Below are 16,665 nucleotides of genomic sequence, written 5' to 3'. Positions count from 1 at the left end.
AAGGGGAAGGCCCGCATGACCGGAACCTTCAAGTTGACGCTCGTGTTCGGCGGCGCGCGATCGGGCAAGAGCCGGTTCGCCGAAGGACTGTGTTTCAGGTCCGGACTTGAGCGCGTCTACCTCGCCACCAGTGTACCCTTTGATGATGAAATGAAATCGCGTGTGAGCGCGCACAAGCATCAGCGCGGCGATGGCTGGCGGACGATCGAGGAAGACCTTCAGATCAGCCGCGTGCTGGCCGAAGAGGCTGCGCCAAACCGTGTCATTCTCGTCGATTGCCTCACAGTCTGGCTGACCAATCTGCTGTATGTCGAGAAAGACGTTGCGGCAGAAACAGCGCGATTGGTCGAGGTCATATCAAAACTGAAAGGCCCCTGCGTCTTTGTGTCGAACGAGGTCGGGCACGGGATCGTGCCGGAAAACCGCCTTGCGAGGGCGTTTCGCGACATGCAGGGCCGCCTCAATCAGGATATCGCCGAAGCTTGCGCTCAGGTCGTCCTTGTGGCGGCAGGCCAACCAATTCTTGTAAAACCGCGTCGGGAACCGGAGATAACTCTATGAAAACGGGACAAAAAATCCCTGCAACAATCGTGACCGGATTTCTTGGTGCCGGCAAAACGACCCTCATTCGCAATCTTCTGCAGAACGCGGATGGCAAGCGGATCGCTCTGATCGTCAATGAGTTTGGCGACATGGGCTTTGACGGGTCTCTGGTGAATGGCTGCGCTGATCCCGATTGCGCTGCAGAGGAAGTGGTCGAGCTGACCAATGGCTGCATTTGCTGCACGGTGGCAGATGACTTCCTGCCGACAATGGAAATGCTGCTGTCACGCGACAATCCGCCGGAGCACATCGTGATCGAGACCTCCGGCCTTGCCTTGCCGCAGCCGCTGGTTCGTGCGTTCACCTGGCCCTCCGTGAAACCGAAGGTCACCGTGGATGGCGTGGTGACTGTCCTTGATGCGGCTGCCCTTGCCGAAGGCCGGATCGCGATGGATGAGGCCGCTCTGGAAGCCCAGCGTGCAGCAGACGAAGCGCTGGATCACGAAAGCCCGGTCGAGGAGCTCTTCGAGGATCAGCTGCGCTGCGCCGATCTTGTCGTACTCAACAAGGTTGATCTTGTGTCCGCTGAAAAGCTTGCCGAGGTGCAGGCCCGGATTTCGAAGGACCTGCGCGCAAACGTTCACATGGTCGTCTCCGAAAAGGGCAAGCTGCCGATCGAGGTTCTTCTGGGCCGCGCGTCCGAGGCGGAAAATGACATGGCTTCTCGCCATGAACATCACCACCATCATGACGATCACGATCACGATCACGATCACGATCACGATCACGACCACGACCACGACCATGACCATGACCATGAAGATCATCATCACGACCATCATCATGATCACCACCACCATGATGACTTCGAAAGCCACGTGCTTCCCGTTGGCGCCTTTGCCAGCCTCAAAGACGCAGAAGCGCGGGTTCTGGAGGCCATGGGGCAAAAGGGTGTCCTGCGCATCAAGGGCTCTGTCTCGATTGAAGGCAAGTCAGCGCCGGCCATGGTTCAGGCGGTCGGTCCGCGCGTGGAAACGTGGTTCGCCGCGGGAACGGAATCAGCTGGACGTCTGGTTGTCATCGGCTTGAAAGGCATGGAGCTCACCGCAATTGGCGCCATTCTCGGCGTTCTACGGGAAGCGGCCTGATCCGGCATGCATATTCTCGCCAGCCAGACGCGGCGGATCGACGATGGCGGGGATGCTGTCGATCTTGGACAGTCGCCCGCCGACCTGATCTTTCTGTCCGCCGCTGACACGGAGCTTGGAAGCCTGGCCACGGCGCAAGCACGATTGCTTGGCGGCGGCAACAAGGATGCTGCGAGCCTTCGGCTGGCAAGCATCATGGCGCTCCAGCACCCGTATTCCGTCGACCTTTATGCCGATCAGACGGTGAAGGGCGCGCGGCTTGTGATCCTGCGGCTCTTGGGCGGCGCGGCTTACTGGCAGTACGGGGTGGAGCGTCTGGAAGAAGAGGCGCGGGCCGGGGATGTCCATCTCGCTGTCATGCCGGGGGATGATAAATGGGACCCGGACCTTGCCAGCCGTTCAACGATCGACATTGATGCGGTCCATCGCCTCTGGCGCTATCTGGTTGAAGGGGGCACGGAAAATTACGCCAACGCACTGCTCTTTGCCGCTCATCTTTTGGGTAAGGCCGAGGAGCCGGCTCATCCCGTTCCCTTGCCACGCGCCGGTATTTACCTGCCGGGGCATTCGTTGCCGGATCTGGAGGCACTGAAGGCCAGCTGGAAGCATCCGGATGCGCCAGTCGCTGCCATCGTCTTTTACCGCGCATTGGTTCAAGGCGCACAGACCCCGCCGGTGGATGCGCTCATTGACGGCCTCGCAACTGCGGGCGTCAATGCGCTGCCCGTGTTCGTATCCAGCCTGAAGGAAGCCGAGAGCATCGGAGTACTCTCCAGCCTGTTTGACGGCGCAAGGCCCGATGTGGTGATCAACGCCACCGCCTTTGCCGTGTCAAAGGCCGGCGCTCCGCATGCCGGAACGCCACTTGATGCGCCGGGGAAGCCGGTTCTGCAGGTGGTGTTTTCCTCCTCTTCCAAAGAAGGCTGGGAAGAAAGCGATCAAGGTCTGTCGATCCGCGATCTGGCGATGCATGTCGTCTTGCCTGAAGTGGATGGGCGCATTCTGTCGCGCGCGATTTCCTTCAAGGAGGAAGGTGCGTTCGACGAGGCAACCCAGTCCACACCTGTTCGCTTTGTGCCTGTTCCGGATCGGGTTGCTTTCGTGGCGGAGCTGGCTGCCAATTGGGCGCGCCTTGGTCAAAAGCCTGTTTCTGAGAAAAAAACTGCGCTCATCATGGCCAACTATCCGAACAAGGATGGCCGGATGGCAAATGGCGTCGGTCTGGATACTCCCGCATCCTGCACCGCCTTGCTTGCCTCCATGGCAGCTGCCGGATACGTGGTTGGCGATGCGCCCGCAAACTCCGCCGACCTGATGGCGCAGATCGGGCAGGGGGTAACCAATGCACTATCCGGCAGAGACGAGCGCAAGACCTGGCAATCCCTTTCGGTGTCCGACTATGTGACAGCTTTCGCGAAATTGCCTGTCTCTGTGCAGGAGGCGGTTGTCGAGCGCTGGGGCGCTCCAGATACAGATCCTTTTGTAAGCGAAGGTGAATTCCGTCTCGCGCTGCATTCCTATGGCAATCAGGTGGTCGGAATACAGCCTGCACGCGGTTACAATATCGACCCGAAGGAAACCTATCACGATCCTGATCTGGTTCCGCCACACAACTATTTTGCCTTCTATATCTGGCTGCGCGATCACTTCGCGGCCGATGCGGTGATCCATCTCGGCAAGCACGGCAATCTGGAATGGCTTCCGGGCAAGGCCCTTGCGCTTTCTGAAGGCTGCTTTCCCGAAGCGGTTCTCGGGCCAACGCCGAACATCTATCCGTTTATCGTCAACGACCCCGGTGAAGGAGCGCAGGCCAAACGGCGCACGTCTGCGGTCATCGTCGATCACCTGACACCGCCGCTCACCCGGGCGGAAAGTCATGGGGTCTCAGGCGAACTCGAAACCCTGTTGGATGAATATTACCTCGCCAGCGGTGTTGATCCTCGCCGCCTAAAGGCGCTGACGCAGGATATTCTCGCGCTCGCCAGCCAGCACGGTCTCGACAAGGATATCGGTCTGACTGCCGATATGAACGAAGACACGCGCCTTGCCCGGCTGGATGCGCATCTGTGTGACCTGAAAGAGCTGCAGATCCGGGACGGCTTGCACATTCTGGGTGAGAGTCCGCAGGGCGGGTTGCTGACCGATCTTCTGGTCGCCCTTGTTCGCGTTCCGCGCGGCAAGGAGCCTCATCAGGAAAGTCTGCACAGGGCGTTGGCGCGGGATCTATTTGGTTCGTCGGATGTAGCCAATTCCCGCCCCCCTTGTGGGGGAGAGTCAGGGAGGGGGGTAAATGAACCCTCGTCCCGAATGGATCTTGAGACTACCCCCACCGCTAACCCCTCCCCACAAGGCGGAGGGGAACAGATCGGATTTGATCCTCTGGATTGTGATTATTCTGCTGACTGGAGCGGGCCAAAACCTGACGTGTTGCAAGAGCTTTCGGGCGATCCATGGCGGTCGAATGGTGACACTGTCGAGCGGCTTGAACTGCTCGCGCAAAATCTGATCGCAGGCGACATTGTTGCGCCGGATAATTGGCGCTGCACCAGAGCAGTCCTTGGTGACGTGCAAGCCTCCCTCAAGCCCGCCGTTGTCAGCTGCGGTGCCGAGGAGACAAAGGCGGTTCTGACTGCCTTGAATGGCGGTTTTGTTGCACCTGGTCCGTCTGGTGCGCCAAGCCGCGGACGTCCGGACGTGTTGCCGACGGGAAAGAATTTCTATTCCGTCGATGTGCGCGCTGTTCCAACAGAGACAGCCTGGCGTCTTGGGCAGAAGTCCGCGCAACTGGTCGCAGAGCGGTATTTTCAGGATGAAGGCGAATGGCCCAGCGCGTTGGTCTTGACCTGCTGGGGCACGGCCAACATGCGCACGGGCGGCGATGACATTGCGCAGGCGCTGGCGCTGATCGGTGCAAGACCAGTTTGGGAACCTGGCTCAGGCCGTGTCACCGGTTTCGAGATCATGAGCCTTGCAGAGCTCGGGCGGCCGCGTATCGATGTCACCTTGCGCGTCTCTGGTTTCTTCCGTGATGCCTTTCCGCACCAGATGGATCTTTTCGACAGTGCTGTACGGGCCGTGGCGCAGCTTTCAGAGCCCGACGAGGCCAATCCGATTGCCGCGCGTGTTCGGCAGGAAAAGGCAAGACTGGTTGCCGAAGGCATCTCTGAAACCGATGCCGCATTGCGGGTCGGCTTTCGGGTGTTCGGCTCAAAGCCCGGCGCCTATGGTGCGGGTCTTCAGGCCCTGATCGATGAAGGTATCTGGGAAGAGCGAGGCGATTTTGCCGAGGCGTTCCTGACATGGGGCGGTTACGCCTATGGCGGCGGTGCTGCCGGAACCGCGTCCCGTGAGGAGCTAGAGACCCGTTTGGGTGTGGTCGATGCAGTGTTGCACAATCAGGACAACCGCGAGCACGATCTTCTTGATAGCGACGATTATTACCAGTTCGAAGGCGGATTGGCGGCGACTGTGGAGACGCTGAAAGGCGAGGCACCGCGCGTCTATCACAATGATCATTCGCGGCCCGAGCGCCCGGTTGTCCGGACCCTTTCAGAAGAGATCGGGCGCGTCGTGCGCGGCCGTGCGGCCAATCCCAAATGGATTGCGGGCGTCATGCGCCATGGCTACAAGGGCGCGTTCGAAATCGCCGCAACGCTCGATTATCTCTTTGCCTTTTCGGCAACGACGCGCGCCGTCGGGGACCACCATTTTGATCAGCTGTTCGAAGCCTATCTGGAAAATACCGAGGTGCGGGCGTTTCTGCAGGAGGCCAATCCGGCGGCCTATGGCGAGATTCTCGACAGGTTTGCCGAAGCGCTGAGGCGTGACCTCTGGACACCGCGGCGCAACTCGACACATGCTCAGCTTGAAGATTTGAAGACAGCCTTTTCGGGGAGGACATCATAAATGACGGACAAGGTGACGGATGGCATGACCGAAGAGGAACTGAACGAACGCCATGCGGAAAAGATGCGCAAGAAAAAGGCCGCGCGCGACAAGATCATGGCCACCAAGACCATCGAAAAGGGTCTGGTGATCGTTCACACCGGCAAGGGTAAGGGCAAGTCGACTGCAGGGTTTGGCATGGTGTTCCGCTCGCTCGGCCATGGCCACAAGGTCGGCGTGGTGCAATTCGTGAAGGGACGCATCGAAACGGGCGAGCGCATGGCGCTGGACCGCTTTTCCGATCTCGTCACCATCAAACGCATGGGCGAAGGCTTCACCTGGGAAACGCAGGATCGCCAGCGCGACATCGATGCGGCCAATCAGGCCTGGGATGCCGCCAAGGAGATGATCAAATCCGGCGAATACCGGCTGATCCTGTGTGACGAGCTGAACATTGTCCTGCGCTACGACTATCTGGACATTGCCGACGTGGTGGATTTCCTGAAAAACGAGAAGCCGGAAGATGTTCACGTTGTCATTACGGGTCGCAACGCCAAGGACGAGCTGATCGAGATCGCAGACCTTGTTACCGACATGACCCAGATCAAACACCCGTTCCGCTCCGGCGTGAAGCCGCAGGAAGGTATCGAGTTCTAGGACAAAGCCACGAATGCCGTTCACGATCATGCGTGCCAACAGCACGGACGCTTATGAAATCGCCGATCTCCTGCGCCGTTCGATTGTCGAGCTGTGCACCAGGGACCATGATGGCGACCCGGCGCGATACGAGCCCTGGCTCGCCAACAAGACGCCAGACTGGGTGGAAAAGTGGATCGAAGGGCCGGGCCGGGTTTTTACCGCCCATGATCCGCAACGGATTATCGGCGTTGCCATGGCCTCTCCGGATGGGGAGGTCTTGCTGAACTATGTGCTTCCCGATGTTCGGTTCACCGGCGTCAGCAAAGCGTTGATGCGGACTGTCGAAAGCTATTTTCAGGACAATGGACTGGATGAAGCGCGGCTCAGGTCCACAGCGACTGCAGCTCGCTTCTATCAGCGTCTCGGCTATGTGGAGAGTGGTGAGAGCGTCACGCGCAAGGATATGGAATTCTCCTGGCTGAAAAAGGCGCTCTAGGGATGGGACCGGCGCGGAAGGCACCAGCTGTGATGATCCAGGGCACTGGCTCCAATGTCGGCAAGAGCCTGATCGTGGCTGGTCTTTGTCGCCTCTTCGCAAACCGCGGACTGAACGTCCGTCCCTTCAAGCCGCAGAACATGTCCAACAATGCCGCCGTGACATCGGATGGCGGGGAAATCGGCCGGGCTCAGGCTCTGCAGGCCATGGGCTGTCGCACACCTTTGACCGTGCACATGAACCCTGTCCTGCTGAAACCGGAAACCGATACCGGCGCGCAGGTCATCGTCCAGGGCAAGCGGTTTGGCACCATGCGGGCGCGGGAATACGGCAAGCACAAGGCCGAGTTGCTGCCCAAGGTGCTGGACAGCTTTGAAATGCTGCGAGCAGAAGCCGATCTGGTGCTGGTGGAGGGGGCCGGTAGTCCGGCAGAAATCAACCTGAGAGCAGGCGACATTGCCAATATGGGCTTTGCCGAAGCGGCCGACCTGCCGGTCATCCTGTGCGGCGATATCGACCGCGGCGGCGTCATTGCCTCTGTTGTCGGAACCCATGCAGTTCTGGAACCCGAGGAGCAGGCCCGGATCAAGGGGTTCTTCATCAACCGGTTTCGCGGTGATGTTTCCTTGTTTGATGATGGCATGCGCGAAATCGAAACCCGCACTGGCTGGAAGGGGCTGGGGGTGGTGCCGTGGTTTGCCGATGCCGGAAAGCTGCCTGCGGAAGATGCGCTTGATCTGGCCAGGGGCGAGGGAGACGGGGCGATCAAGATCGTCGTGCCGGTGATTTCCCGGATCGCCAATTTTGATGATCTCGACCCCTTGCGCATGGAACCCGGCGTGACGCTGGAACTGGTCCAGCCCGGTTCGCCTTTGCCGCTTGATGCCGATCTGGTGCTACTGCCCGGATCCAAGTCTACCATTGGCGATCTGGAATTCTTCCGGGCTCAGGGCTGGGACATCGATCTCATCGCGCATCATCGGCGCGGCGGTCACATCCTTGGCGTTTGCGGCGGTTACCAGATGCTCGGAAAGACGATTTCCGACCCTGATGGCATTGAAGGCAAGGCGGGCACTGTCGAGGGCCTTGGGTTTTTGGATGTCGAAACCGTTCTGACGGCGGATAAATCGCTCGTTCAGGCAACCGGCAAGCACTTGCCAAGTGGCGCGCCAGTCAGCGGATATGAAATTCACATCGGTCGGACAACAGGGATGGATTGCGCCCGCCCTGCGTTTCATTTGCGCGAAGACGGTGGACGGCCCAAGCTTGACGGCGCCATGTCAAAAGATGGCCGAGTTGTCGGAACCTACCTGCACGGTCTTTTCACGGATGATGGCTTCCGCAAGGCCTATCTCTCCGGATTTGGTGCAGTATCCGATCTTGCCTATGACGCAAGGATAGATGCGGTGCTGGATGACCTTGCAAGTCATCTGGAAAAGGCGCTTGATGTTGATGCCGTGCTGGAGATTGCCAGCGCACGCTAGACCCCGTGTTCCAAGGATATTTCATGCCGTTTGCATTGCTGCTGGTCAGGCTGTTTTTCGTTTATATTCTCTATCATCTGTCGTTTTTCCTGCCCTTCGCCATATCTTCGTCCGGGCAGGCTGGTTCAGAAATATCCCAAGTCGCTTTCCTGATCATTTTGGTGGTGGTCCTTGGCTTTTGCGTCACCGGCATTCTGTTTCCGAAACTCGCGCTGTTTCGGATTGAGTTTCAGGACGGTGGCGGAACTGGTGACCGAAATCTGGTAGAGCAGATACAAATCGTCGGCATCTCGCTGCTGGGGCTCTATTTTGTCCTGATTTCGGCGCGTGAATTGCTCACATGGGCCAACACCATTTTGATCCTCGGGCGGACCATGGGCACCGCCGATGCTTTCGCCCAATGGCTCGAACGCGAGCTTCCGCAGATCCTGTCCGCTGCCGTTATGGTGGTAATTGGTATTTTGCTGATGGTTGGCCCCGGCGCGGTTTCACGGCTCGTGACGTTCCTGCGCAACTGGCGACCTGCAACGAACAGTCGTTAAATTTAGCAATTCTTTTATTTGGACGCCGATGAATATTTGGCGTATGCGAAAATCATGGCGAATATGGATACATTACCGGCTCAAAACTCTGCGGCAGTGGGCATCAGTTTCATGCTGGTGACAGTGTTGGCCTTTTCGGTCAATGACGTTTTGATCAAGCAATTGTCGGGTGGCTATCCGCTGCACGAGATGGTGTTCATTCGCTCGGTGATCGGCCTGTTGTTCTCTCTGCCCATCGTTTATCTGGAGGGCGGCTTTCATTTGCTGAAAACCCGCCGGATTGGAATGCTTCTGTTGCAGGGTTGTTTTCTTGTCTGCGCAAACCTGTTGTTCTTCATGGCCATTGCTATGTTGCCGCTTGCAGAAGCAACCGCGCTCTTCTTCATCGCTCCCTTGCTGATCACGCTATTATCTGTGCCACTTTTGGGCGAACGGGTGGGCCTGTTTCGCCTAGGGGCCGTTCTGGTCGGCTTTGTCGGCGTTGTCATCATGCTGCGCCCTTGGGAAGGAGGGGGCGTTGAAGGACGTTGGGTATTGTTGCTCCCCTTGCTGGCCGCCGTTTCCTATGCCCTTCGCCAGATCATGACGCGGCGGCTTGGTCTGTTGATCAAGGCGTCGGTTCTGGCCGTCTATATCCAGTTGGCTTTCCTTCTTGTTTCGCTAGCCTTTTTCATCTTTGCCGGTGACGGGCGGTATGCTGTGGGAACAGAGGATCCGATGCTGAAATTCTTGCTTCGGGAATGGATCTGGCCGGTTGGAAACGATGTTTACCTCTTCGGGCTGCTTGGACTGTGTTCGGGGATAGCCGGGTACAGTGTCAGCAAGGCCTACAGCTCGGCAGATGCAGCCGTCCTAGCCCCATTTGAGTATCTAGGTATGCCGCTCGCCATCTTGTTCGGCTGGATGTTCTGGTCGGAATTACCGGATACCACGGGCTCTATCGGAATTGTCCTGATCGTGGCAGGCGGGTTGCTGGTCTTCCTGCGCGAACAACAACTCAGCCGCCGCACGTCCCGCACGAAGCGGGTTTGATACCAGTTGGATTATTACCAGTAAGCCTCGCCCGAACCGTTTATAATGGCAGGTCTACCGTAAGGTAACTTCGTCAGCTATGGTTGGAATGGTTCAAGTGCGCACGCTTTTGAACCCGAACAACTGGTAGCTGGGCGGATGGGACATGCTTGCGCCACCGAAAAACATGCGTTCCGAGTTTGAGACGCTGGCCGATTCCGCTCTGCGGAATTCGGGTATGGATAGCGTGGGCCTCTACAGGTTCACGGCAGACCGCAAGTTTGATTGCGGTGTCATCCGCGGTATGCCTGACACGTTTGTGCGCCGGTATGAAGTCAGCGGAATTCCGGTCGATCCGGTGCTTGCGGACCTTCTGGAGACCGGTCTGCCATCCTCCACAGAAACGCTGCTCGGCGATCGCTGGGAAAAGAGCATTCTTTTCAAACGGGTGTCGGGCGAATTCGGTCTGACAGGTTTTGCCGCATTGCCGCTTTATGATGCCTCCAGGCTTTCTGGCGTGCTCTATCTTGGTGCGCTTACCCAGGCCACAAAGGCCAAATTGTCCTTTCGGGGTATAGCGGAACTGAGCATTCAGGCATCGGCGCTTTCCACGGCCCTCATTCGACTGCCGAAACAGCATCATGCCTTGACGTCTCGCCAGAACGAAGTTGCACGGCTGGCCTCGGCCGGACTTTCCAATCGTGAAATTGCCGAAGAGCTGCACACCGGGGAAGCCGCGGTGCGCAAACATCTGAAAGCCCTGAACAGGATATTCGGTACAACCAGCCGCGGCGCAATGGCCGCCCGCTGGAGGCAGGATCTCGAATTGGGCTAGCCGTAATTGACCTAGCCGTATTCCGCCGTCAAAGGTCCCCGTTCGGGGACTTCTACACCGCCCTGTGATCTCTCATTCTTCCGGCTGTTTTCAAACAGGGGAGGAAAACATGGTGAAAGTTGCAGCTGTTCAGGCCGCGCCCGTGTGGATGGATGCCAAAGGCACGCTTGAAAAGACACTGACGATCATTGAGGACGCAGCCGGCAAGGGCGTGCAGTTGGTCGCGTTCGGAGAAGTCTGGCTGCCGGGATACCCGTTCACGATCTGGCTACAGGCGCCAATGGTCGCCATGGATGTGGTCATGAAGCATCGGGTGAATGCGATCACACTCGATGGCCCTGAAATGGCCGCGATATGCGAGGCTGCCAGAGTTCACCGGATCTGGGTCATGATGGGTTTTGCTGAGCGGGACCGGGGCAGCATCTACTGCTCGCAAGCCCTCATCGACGACCGTGGCGAGATCGTCCTGTCACGCAGAAAACTGAGACCCACCCATATGGAGCGCACCGTGTGGGGCGAGGGACCGGCAACGGATATCAAGGTGGTGGACACACCTTTCGGCAAGGTTGGCGGTCTGTGCTGTTGGGAAAACATCCAGCCAGTCAATCGTCAGGGCATGTATCAGCTGGGTGAACAGATACACGTTGCCTGCTGGCCGTCCTTCGGCATGTTCAAGGGCATGCGGCAGGCCTATGCCCTTTCAGCCGAGGCAAACATGGCAGAAAGCCAGAGCTATGCCTTGCAAGGCGGCTGCTTCGTGATTGCTCCAAATTCTGTGATTTCGGAGGAAAGCCTAGAGGCGATCACCATGGGCAATCCGGACCTGCGGAATATCGTCTTTGCCGGAGGTGGTTCTGCCGCAATCTTTGGCCCCGACGGTTACAGGCTGACCGATCCGATCCCCGATACGGAAGAAGGATTGGCAATAGCAGAGATTGATCTTGCCATGATCGAAGGCGCGAAGGTCTTTGCCGATCCTGCCGGGCATTATTTCCGCCCCGATGTAACTCGGCTCGTTCTTGAGGCCTTTGCCGGACCTGCAGAGGAACGGTCGGTGGATCAGCTTGAGGAGGCCTTGTGATGTCTTTCTACACGACCTCCCAACGTTCGTTGCAGGAGCAGTTTGGAACAAGAAAACTGGCGGACACGGTGGAACAGGCAATCGTCTGGGACGTTGTAGAAGGTCCCGCTCAAGCTTTTATCGAAAGTCGCGATTTCTTCTTTCTGTCAACAGTCGACGGCGTAGGCCGTCCGACCGTCAGCTACAAGGGTGGCCCTATCGGCATTGTTCATGTGAAAGGCCCAAAGACGCTGCTCTTTCCTGCCTACGATGGCAACGGGATGTTCAAGAGCCTTGGAAACATCGCCGACACGGGCAAGGTCGGCATGTTGTTCATAGATTTTGAAACGCCAAACAGGGTGCGGGTGCAGGGCCAAGCACGTCTGGTGCGGCAAGGGTCTGAGCTGGATCTTTACCCTGGAGCATTTGCTGTTGTGGAAGTAGAGGTAGAACACTGCTTCCTGAACTGTGCCCGCTATGTTCATCGCTACAACCGCGTGGAAGCCAGTCCCTATGTTCCTGACGCTTGCGGAGATCAACCCCATCCGAGCTGGAAGCGGATAGACTTTGTTCAGGGCTCTCTTGGAGCCGACGACCGCGAACGAACGCAATCGGCCGGAGGTGAAATCACCATGGAGGACTACATGGATCACCTGATTGCCGGCAAGTCCTGAACAACAAACACAGAGCTCCGGAGTTTCGATGAACCCCGGAGCTTTAGGTGACAGATGCAACAACGAGAACTGTTAGGGTCATGACGGCCCATGCCCCCCAGATGACCACAAGGGCATCGGAGATGTCGCTGGCATTTGCATCCCTTCGACCCGTTTCATTCAGGTAAGGGTCATTCACGCTATAGCCAGGATAGACACGGGGTCCTGCAAGGGAGAGGCCGAGCGCGCCTGCCATGGCAGCTTCCGGCCAGCCCGCATTCGGAGAGCGATGTTTGCTTGCGTCGTTGATGATGCATTTTAAGCTGCGGACAGAAGAGCCACGCGCCATTGGGGCAGCAAGTGCAATGAGCAGGCCGGAGAGACGAGAGGCGGGCAGATTGACCAGATCGTCAAATCGCGCAGAAGCCCACCCGAATGCGCCGTGTCTTTCCGTCTTGTGCCCGATCATGCTGTCAGCAGTGTTGATCGCCTTGTAGGCGAGAAGACCGGGAAGACCGAGAACGGCAAACCAGAAGGCGGGAGCGACAATTCCGTCGGAGAAGTTTTCAGAACAGGATTCGATGGCTGCTCTGGAAACACCGGCTTCATCCAGCTGGTTTGGGTCACGTCCGACAATCATCGAAACCGCCTTGCGTCCCGCCTCAAGACCGCCGTCCCTCAGTCCATTTCGAACAGCTGCAACGTGAACGGAAAGGCTGCGCTGGGCAATGAAGATGGCAGCGACAATGATTGTCAGAACATCGCCGAAGGGGCGTGCGGAGAACTCTGCCTGAAGGGCTGCACCAAGGCCAAGTCCGCCACCGGCCAACAGGATCAGCACCAGTACGCCGTTGCGCTTTCTGGTCGTTGCCGGTGCCGCCTCATCATTCAGCTTGTTGTCCAGAAACGAGATGACCTTACCGATCAGGACGATCGGATGTGGCAAGCGGCGCCAGAGCCAGTCCGGGTCACCGATCAGCGCATCCAGAAGCAATGCCGCGATAAGCAGCCACAAGGCATTTTCATAAATCAGCATGGGAACTGGTTAGGCGGCTTTGAAGGCCTGTGCAAGCGCCTTTGACAGACGGTCCATGTTCTCCCTGGAGCCCGGCAGACCGAAGCGGATCCATGTTGGGGCATAGTCGAAGATGCGGGTCCAGATGTGCTGGCGCGCGAGAGCGGTGTGGAGGCCTGCCGCATCCCGGGTTGCGGCGAGCGCAAAGAGCGGGGTGCCCCCAAAGACGGTCAGATAATTCTCTGAAAGGCAAATGCTCAGATCTGCCATTTCATCCGAAAGTTGACGCCCCATGCGAACCTGCCAGTTGTCGTCGGCCAAAGCCTTTGCGCCAATTTCCAGCGCTGGGCCCGAAACCGGCCAACTGTCCAGATGAGCGGAGGCCTTGCGCACCAGGTCCGGCTGTCCGGCCAGAAACCCGAGGCGGACACCCGCCAGTCCAAAGAACTTGCCGAAGGATCGCAGAACCAACACCGGCTCATCCTTCACATGGGGCAGAATGCTCGCGCCCGGCATCACCTCGGCAAAGGCCTCGTCAACAATCAGGCAGCCGCCACGCTCCTTCAGTATCCGGGCAATCTCCAGAAGGCTTTTGACATCAACCAATCGTCCATCGGGATTGTTCGGGTTCACCACGACCACGATGCGGGCATTCGAGGGCAGGGCATAGACGCTCGATAGTTCAACCACCGTGCGCCCTGAACGGATCCACGCATCCTTGTGGCTTGTGTAGGTCGGGACGGCGATACCGACATCGCCTTCTGGCAACAGGGAGGGGAGAAGCGAGATAAGCGCCTGTGTTCCAGAGGCTGCTGCAAGACCAAGATGATCCGGAACCCGGTAGGCATGCCTTGCATGGGTCAGAAGGCGGTCGAGATCAGCCTGTGTCGGCAGCCGTGTCCACAGATCAGGAGAAGAAAGATCGGGAAGCGGATAGGCGTGGGGATTGATCCCGGTGGACAGGTCCAGCCAGTCTTCTGCCTTCCCGCCAAACCGCTCCATCGCTGCGGAAAGGTCACCGCCATGCTTCATGACTTGCTCCAGATTACTACAGAATCATACCCGGGCAACAATCGCCCAAACCCTGATCTAGCGGATAATTCGGCGCAGAGTATAGGCAGGAACGGCAAGCTCTTTTGCAAGGGCGACCATTGGTGCCTAAAGCACACCCGATTCCCATTGGCGCTGGGCGGGGCGACTGTCGTCTTGACAATTATTCATGGCAAGATCAAAAGAGAACAAAAGAAGAACATATTGTATGTGCAGGAAACGCAGCCATGACGGCCCCACGCCGAACCCGATCTCCACTGGATTTTGACCAGAAGCAGGTGCTTGAGAAACTTCACATGGCACGGGAGATCCTCGTGGAGGCAAGACGATCCATGCGGCCGAAATCGGGTCTCGCGCGGGCAACCGATGCGGTCATCGGCGAAATCGACGAGTTTGCGCTTGTGATGACGGGGGACAGGAACTTCTTCCACGCCAAATCACATGCAGGTCTGGCAGGGCCAAAACCGGAGAAAATTGATTGATTTTCAGGGAAGAGGTGGAGGCCCCGACCGGAGTTGCTGAGTTGTGTAATTTCAATTGGTTAGAGCGGAAGTGGGACGGTGGCCGGGTTGTTGGATTTCAATAGCTTACGTTTTGGCGTGTCCCACTTTTTTGGCTGTAAGAAGGCGTTCGGAGCCTGTTTCTGCTAGCTTTCTGCGGTTGGCGGCGCGGGTGTATCTTTGAGCTTGGCGGATGTTGGTCCAGCCGAACATTGAAAGCAGTTCGTTTGCTGTTGCCCCGTTTTCGGCAGCTATGACTGCGTCTGCCTTGCGGATGCCGTGAGAGGAACAGTGAGGCAGGCCTGCTTCGTCGAACCACTTGCGCATTCTGTTTCCCAATCCCTTGGTCGAGAACGGCTTGCCGAATTCTGTAACAAGGAAAGCAAGGGTGCCGGATTCGGCGGTGGCCAGCGCTTCTTCCAGAGGCGGTAAAACCGGCATATCGATCGGGACAGGCTCTTCGCTGTTGGTGTCCTTGGCTGGTGTGATGCGGAAAAAGCGGATCCTCTCGGCGCTTCCAGATGCCTTGTCCACAACAATATCGCGCCAGTAAAGATGTTGTCTGCCGAACACTGCGGCATCGGAAACCCGAAGACCCGTATAGCGAAAAATGCAGTAGGCGAGATAAGCTTTTGTGCCAAGCGGATGGTGGTCGACAAACCGCTGCAGCTCGTCATCCGTCAGCGTGTGGTGGCCGGTGGAGCTTGATTTGAACTTTCTGACCCGGTCTGCAGGGTTGTGGGTGACAAGCTCTTCTTCGATCGCCCATTGGAACAAGGCCGAAAGTGCCTTTATGCGATGATTGGCGGCTTCGGGAGTGTCCCTCTTCAGATCCCGAAGCAGGGACACATGGGACTTTTGCAGTCCAGCGGCACTCATGTGCCTGAGGGGCGTGCCAGACTGGCTCAGGCAGGTTTCATCCGCGATCGAATTCAGCACACGCCTTTTCTGGTTTCTTGTGCTTCTGGCCAATTGCGCGCGCCGCAAATACTCCTCGACCAGCCAGCCGAATGACCCTTTTCTCTTGGCTTCCTTTCGCTCAGGAGCTGCCTCCAGTCTTGAATAGGGGATACCCAAGCGGGCGCATGCCAACTCCTGATGAAATTCGTCGGTGTCGAATGGCTGGCGTAAGCGGATTTTTGGTTGGCCTGCCTTTCGATAGTAGTAGCGCAGGTTCCCGTGGCGGTCCTTGTCGGCGACAACCCCTTTGGGGTGTTTGGCGGGCATGAGCGTGGCTCAGACGAAATCGTTAGCGGGCTTCAAGGCGGCGGCGGGTGGTTCTGCAGCCGCCGCAAACTGGCCGCCCGAATGTGGCAGCTGATCAAAGTAGTCGTCGAGCTCCCTTATGTCCCAGACCATCCGGTTTCTGGCCAACCGCGCAGGCGGCATCAACTCGTTTTCGACCAGCTTGTCGAAAGTCGTTACACCGACCCCGACATAGTGAGCCGCCTGGTTCCTGTTCAGGCCCCGTTGCGGCCCAGAAAAAGCTAGTTCGTGTCGGTTTGTGGCCATTGGAACAGATCTCTTCAACATGGGTGGCGCTATGCCCGCCGGGTTCGACTTTTTCTGAATTGGAGCCGCCCTTGCCGGTGTTCCGGCTTAAGGGCGGCAAAGCGCGCGATGGGGCGTGCTAATGAACGTTCCTGCCGGTTTGGCTAGGAAAAGGGCCTCTGCGCTTCAGGGGGGAGCGCAGAGGCCAGGTGTGACCCGTTCCGCCCGAAACATGTGCCGGGGAGACGGAGGGCACATGGCTGTTGATTTTCACTGAGAACTGACCCGGTGGCCCCATAAATTGTCACTGAGA

At 57.9% G+C, this 16,665-nt stretch carries 16 protein-coding genes; 12 read left to right on the top strand and 4 right to left on the bottom strand.

Annotated features, from left to right (window positions below):
• Positions 1-15: 15 nt before the first annotated feature.
• The 11 genes from cobU to F0155_RS18485 all read left to right on the top strand — a co-directional run bounded on the left by cobU (position 16) and on the right by F0155_RS18485 (position 12,317).
• Entirely contained in the window at positions 16-561 is a 546-nt protein-coding gene (gene cobU / locus F0155_RS18535) for a bifunctional adenosylcobinamide kinase/adenosylcobinamide-phosphate guanylyltransferase (RefSeq protein WP_150526049.1), read from the top strand.
• Positions 558-1,691: a cobalamin biosynthesis protein CobW gene (gene cobW / locus F0155_RS18530; protein ID WP_150526048.1), complete on the top strand. Its 1,134-nt coding sequence runs from the start codon at positions 558-560 to the stop codon at positions 1,689-1,691. The genes cobU and cobW overlap by 4 nt, the downstream gene beginning before the upstream one ends.
• Before the next feature lie 6 nt (positions 1,692-1,697).
• Positions 1,698-5,597: a cobaltochelatase subunit CobN gene (gene cobN / locus F0155_RS18525; protein WP_150526047.1), complete on the top strand. Its 3,900-nt coding sequence runs from the start codon at positions 1,698-1,700 to the stop codon at positions 5,595-5,597.
• Positions 5,598-6,233, top strand: coding sequence for a cob(I)yrinic acid a,c-diamide adenosyltransferase (cobO, locus tag F0155_RS18520; protein ID WP_150526046.1), 636 nt, complete (start codon positions 5,598-5,600; stop codon positions 6,231-6,233).
• Between the two features lie 13 nt (positions 6,234-6,246).
• Positions 6,247-6,711: a GNAT family N-acetyltransferase gene (locus F0155_RS18515; RefSeq protein WP_150526045.1), complete on the top strand. Its 465-nt coding sequence runs from the start codon at positions 6,247-6,249 to the stop codon at positions 6,709-6,711.
• A gap of 2 nt (positions 6,712-6,713) precedes the next feature.
• A complete protein-coding gene (locus F0155_RS18510) occupies positions 6,714-8,195 on the top strand; it encodes a cobyric acid synthase (protein ID WP_150526044.1) in 1,482 nt (493 codons plus the stop codon).
• Between the two features lie 23 nt (positions 8,196-8,218).
• Positions 8,219-8,737 (top strand): hypothetical protein, encoded by a 519-nt coding sequence (locus tag F0155_RS18505; protein ID WP_150526043.1) that lies wholly within the window; start codon positions 8,219-8,221, stop codon positions 8,735-8,737.
• Positions 8,738-8,791: 54 nt separating this feature from the next.
• Positions 8,792-9,769, top strand: a complete 978-nt coding sequence (locus F0155_RS18500; protein WP_208999361.1) for a DMT family transporter — start codon at positions 8,792-8,794, stop codon at positions 9,767-9,769.
• A gap of 145 nt (positions 9,770-9,914) precedes the next feature.
• Positions 9,915-10,583 (top strand): response regulator transcription factor, encoded by a 669-nt coding sequence (locus F0155_RS18495; RefSeq protein ID WP_150526042.1) that lies wholly within the window; start codon positions 9,915-9,917, stop codon positions 10,581-10,583.
• Positions 10,584-10,692: 109 nt separating this feature from the next.
• A complete protein-coding gene (locus F0155_RS18490) occupies positions 10,693-11,664 on the top strand; it encodes a carbon-nitrogen hydrolase family protein (protein ID WP_150526041.1) in 972 nt (323 codons plus the stop codon).
• Positions 11,664-12,317 carry a pyridoxamine 5'-phosphate oxidase family protein gene (locus tag F0155_RS18485; RefSeq protein ID WP_150526040.1) on the top strand — a complete coding sequence of 218 codons (654 nt, stop codon included), beginning with the start codon at positions 11,664-11,666 and terminating at the stop codon, positions 12,315-12,317. Before F0155_RS18490 ends, F0155_RS18485 begins: the two co-directional genes overlap by 1 nt.
• A gap of 43 nt (positions 12,318-12,360) precedes the next feature.
• On the opposite strand, the gene cbiB is transcribed toward F0155_RS18485, so the two are convergent.
• Positions 12,361-13,332 carry an adenosylcobinamide-phosphate synthase CbiB gene (gene cbiB / locus F0155_RS18480; protein ID WP_150526039.1) on the bottom strand — a complete coding sequence of 324 codons (972 nt, stop codon included), beginning with the start codon at positions 13,330-13,332 and terminating at the stop codon, positions 12,361-12,363.
• A 9-nt stretch (positions 13,333-13,341) separates the two neighbouring features.
• Complete coding sequence (gene cobD / locus F0155_RS18475) at positions 13,342-14,343, bottom strand: threonine-phosphate decarboxylase CobD (protein WP_150526038.1); 1,002 nt, start codon at positions 14,341-14,343, stop codon at positions 13,342-13,344.
• Positions 14,344-14,588: 245 nt separating this feature from the next.
• On the opposite strand from cobD, the gene F0155_RS18470 reads away from it, so the two are divergent.
• A complete protein-coding gene (locus F0155_RS18470; protein ID WP_150526037.1) occupies positions 14,589-14,843 on the top strand; it encodes a hypothetical protein in 255 nt (84 codons plus the stop codon).
• A 105-nt stretch (positions 14,844-14,948) separates the two neighbouring features.
• Here F0155_RS18470 and F0155_RS18465 read toward each other — a convergent pair whose 3' ends face one another.
• Positions 14,949-16,088, bottom strand: coding sequence for a tyrosine-type recombinase/integrase (locus F0155_RS18465; protein WP_150526036.1), 1,140 nt, complete (start codon positions 16,086-16,088; stop codon positions 14,949-14,951).
• A 9-nt stretch (positions 16,089-16,097) separates the two neighbouring features.
• Complete coding sequence (locus F0155_RS18460) at positions 16,098-16,373, bottom strand: hypothetical protein (RefSeq protein WP_192913843.1); 276 nt, start codon at positions 16,371-16,373, stop codon at positions 16,098-16,100.
• Positions 16,374-16,665: the final 292 nt, after the last annotated feature.

The organism is Roseibium sediminis, assembly GCF_008711325.1.
Taxonomy (GTDB): Bacteria; Pseudomonadota; Alphaproteobacteria; order Rhizobiales; family Stappiaceae; genus Roseibium; species Roseibium sediminis.
Note: the sequence above shows the minus strand (reverse complement) of the source record. Positions and strands in the feature narration are given on the sequence as shown.

Coding starts and splice junctions, on each gene's coding strand:
- cobN (WP_150526047.1), top strand. CDS start 1,698: ATGCATATTCTCGCCAGCCAGACGCGGCGGATCGACGATGGCGGGGAT.
- cobO (WP_150526046.1), top strand. CDS start 5,598: ATGACGGACAAGGTGACGGATGGCATGACCGAAGAGGAACTGAACGAA.
- cbiB (WP_150526039.1), bottom strand. CDS start 13,332: ATGCTGATTTATGAAAATGCCTTGTGGCTGCTTATCGCGGCATTGCTT.
- F0155_RS18500 (WP_208999361.1), top strand. CDS start 8,792: ATGGCGAATATGGATACATTACCGGCTCAAAACTCTGCGGCAGTGGGC.
- F0155_RS18465 (WP_150526036.1), bottom strand. CDS start 16,088: ATGCCCGCCAAACACCCCAAAGGGGTTGTCGCCGACAAGGACCGCCAC.
- F0155_RS18510 (WP_150526044.1), top strand. CDS start 6,714: ATGGGACCGGCGCGGAAGGCACCAGCTGTGATGATCCAGGGCACTGGC.
- cobU (WP_150526049.1), top strand. CDS start 16: ATGACCGGAACCTTCAAGTTGACGCTCGTGTTCGGCGGCGCGCGATCG.
- F0155_RS18490 (WP_150526041.1), top strand. CDS start 10,693: ATGGTGAAAGTTGCAGCTGTTCAGGCCGCGCCCGTGTGGATGGATGCC.
- F0155_RS18485 (WP_150526040.1), top strand. CDS start 11,664: ATGTCTTTCTACACGACCTCCCAACGTTCGTTGCAGGAGCAGTTTGGA.
- F0155_RS18505 (WP_150526043.1), top strand. CDS start 8,219: ATGCCGTTTGCATTGCTGCTGGTCAGGCTGTTTTTCGTTTATATTCTC.
- F0155_RS18470 (WP_150526037.1), top strand. CDS start 14,589: ATGACGGCCCCACGCCGAACCCGATCTCCACTGGATTTTGACCAGAAG.
- F0155_RS18460 (WP_192913843.1), bottom strand. CDS start 16,373: ATGGCCACAAACCGACACGAACTAGCTTTTTCTGGGCCGCAACGGGGC.
- F0155_RS18495 (WP_150526042.1), top strand. CDS start 9,915: ATGCTTGCGCCACCGAAAAACATGCGTTCCGAGTTTGAGACGCTGGCC.
- cobW (WP_150526048.1), top strand. CDS start 558: ATGAAAACGGGACAAAAAATCCCTGCAACAATCGTGACCGGATTTCTT.
- cobD (WP_150526038.1), bottom strand. CDS start 14,343: ATGAAGCATGGCGGTGACCTTTCCGCAGCGATGGAGCGGTTTGGCGGG.
- F0155_RS18515 (WP_150526045.1), top strand. CDS start 6,247: ATGCCGTTCACGATCATGCGTGCCAACAGCACGGACGCTTATGAAATC.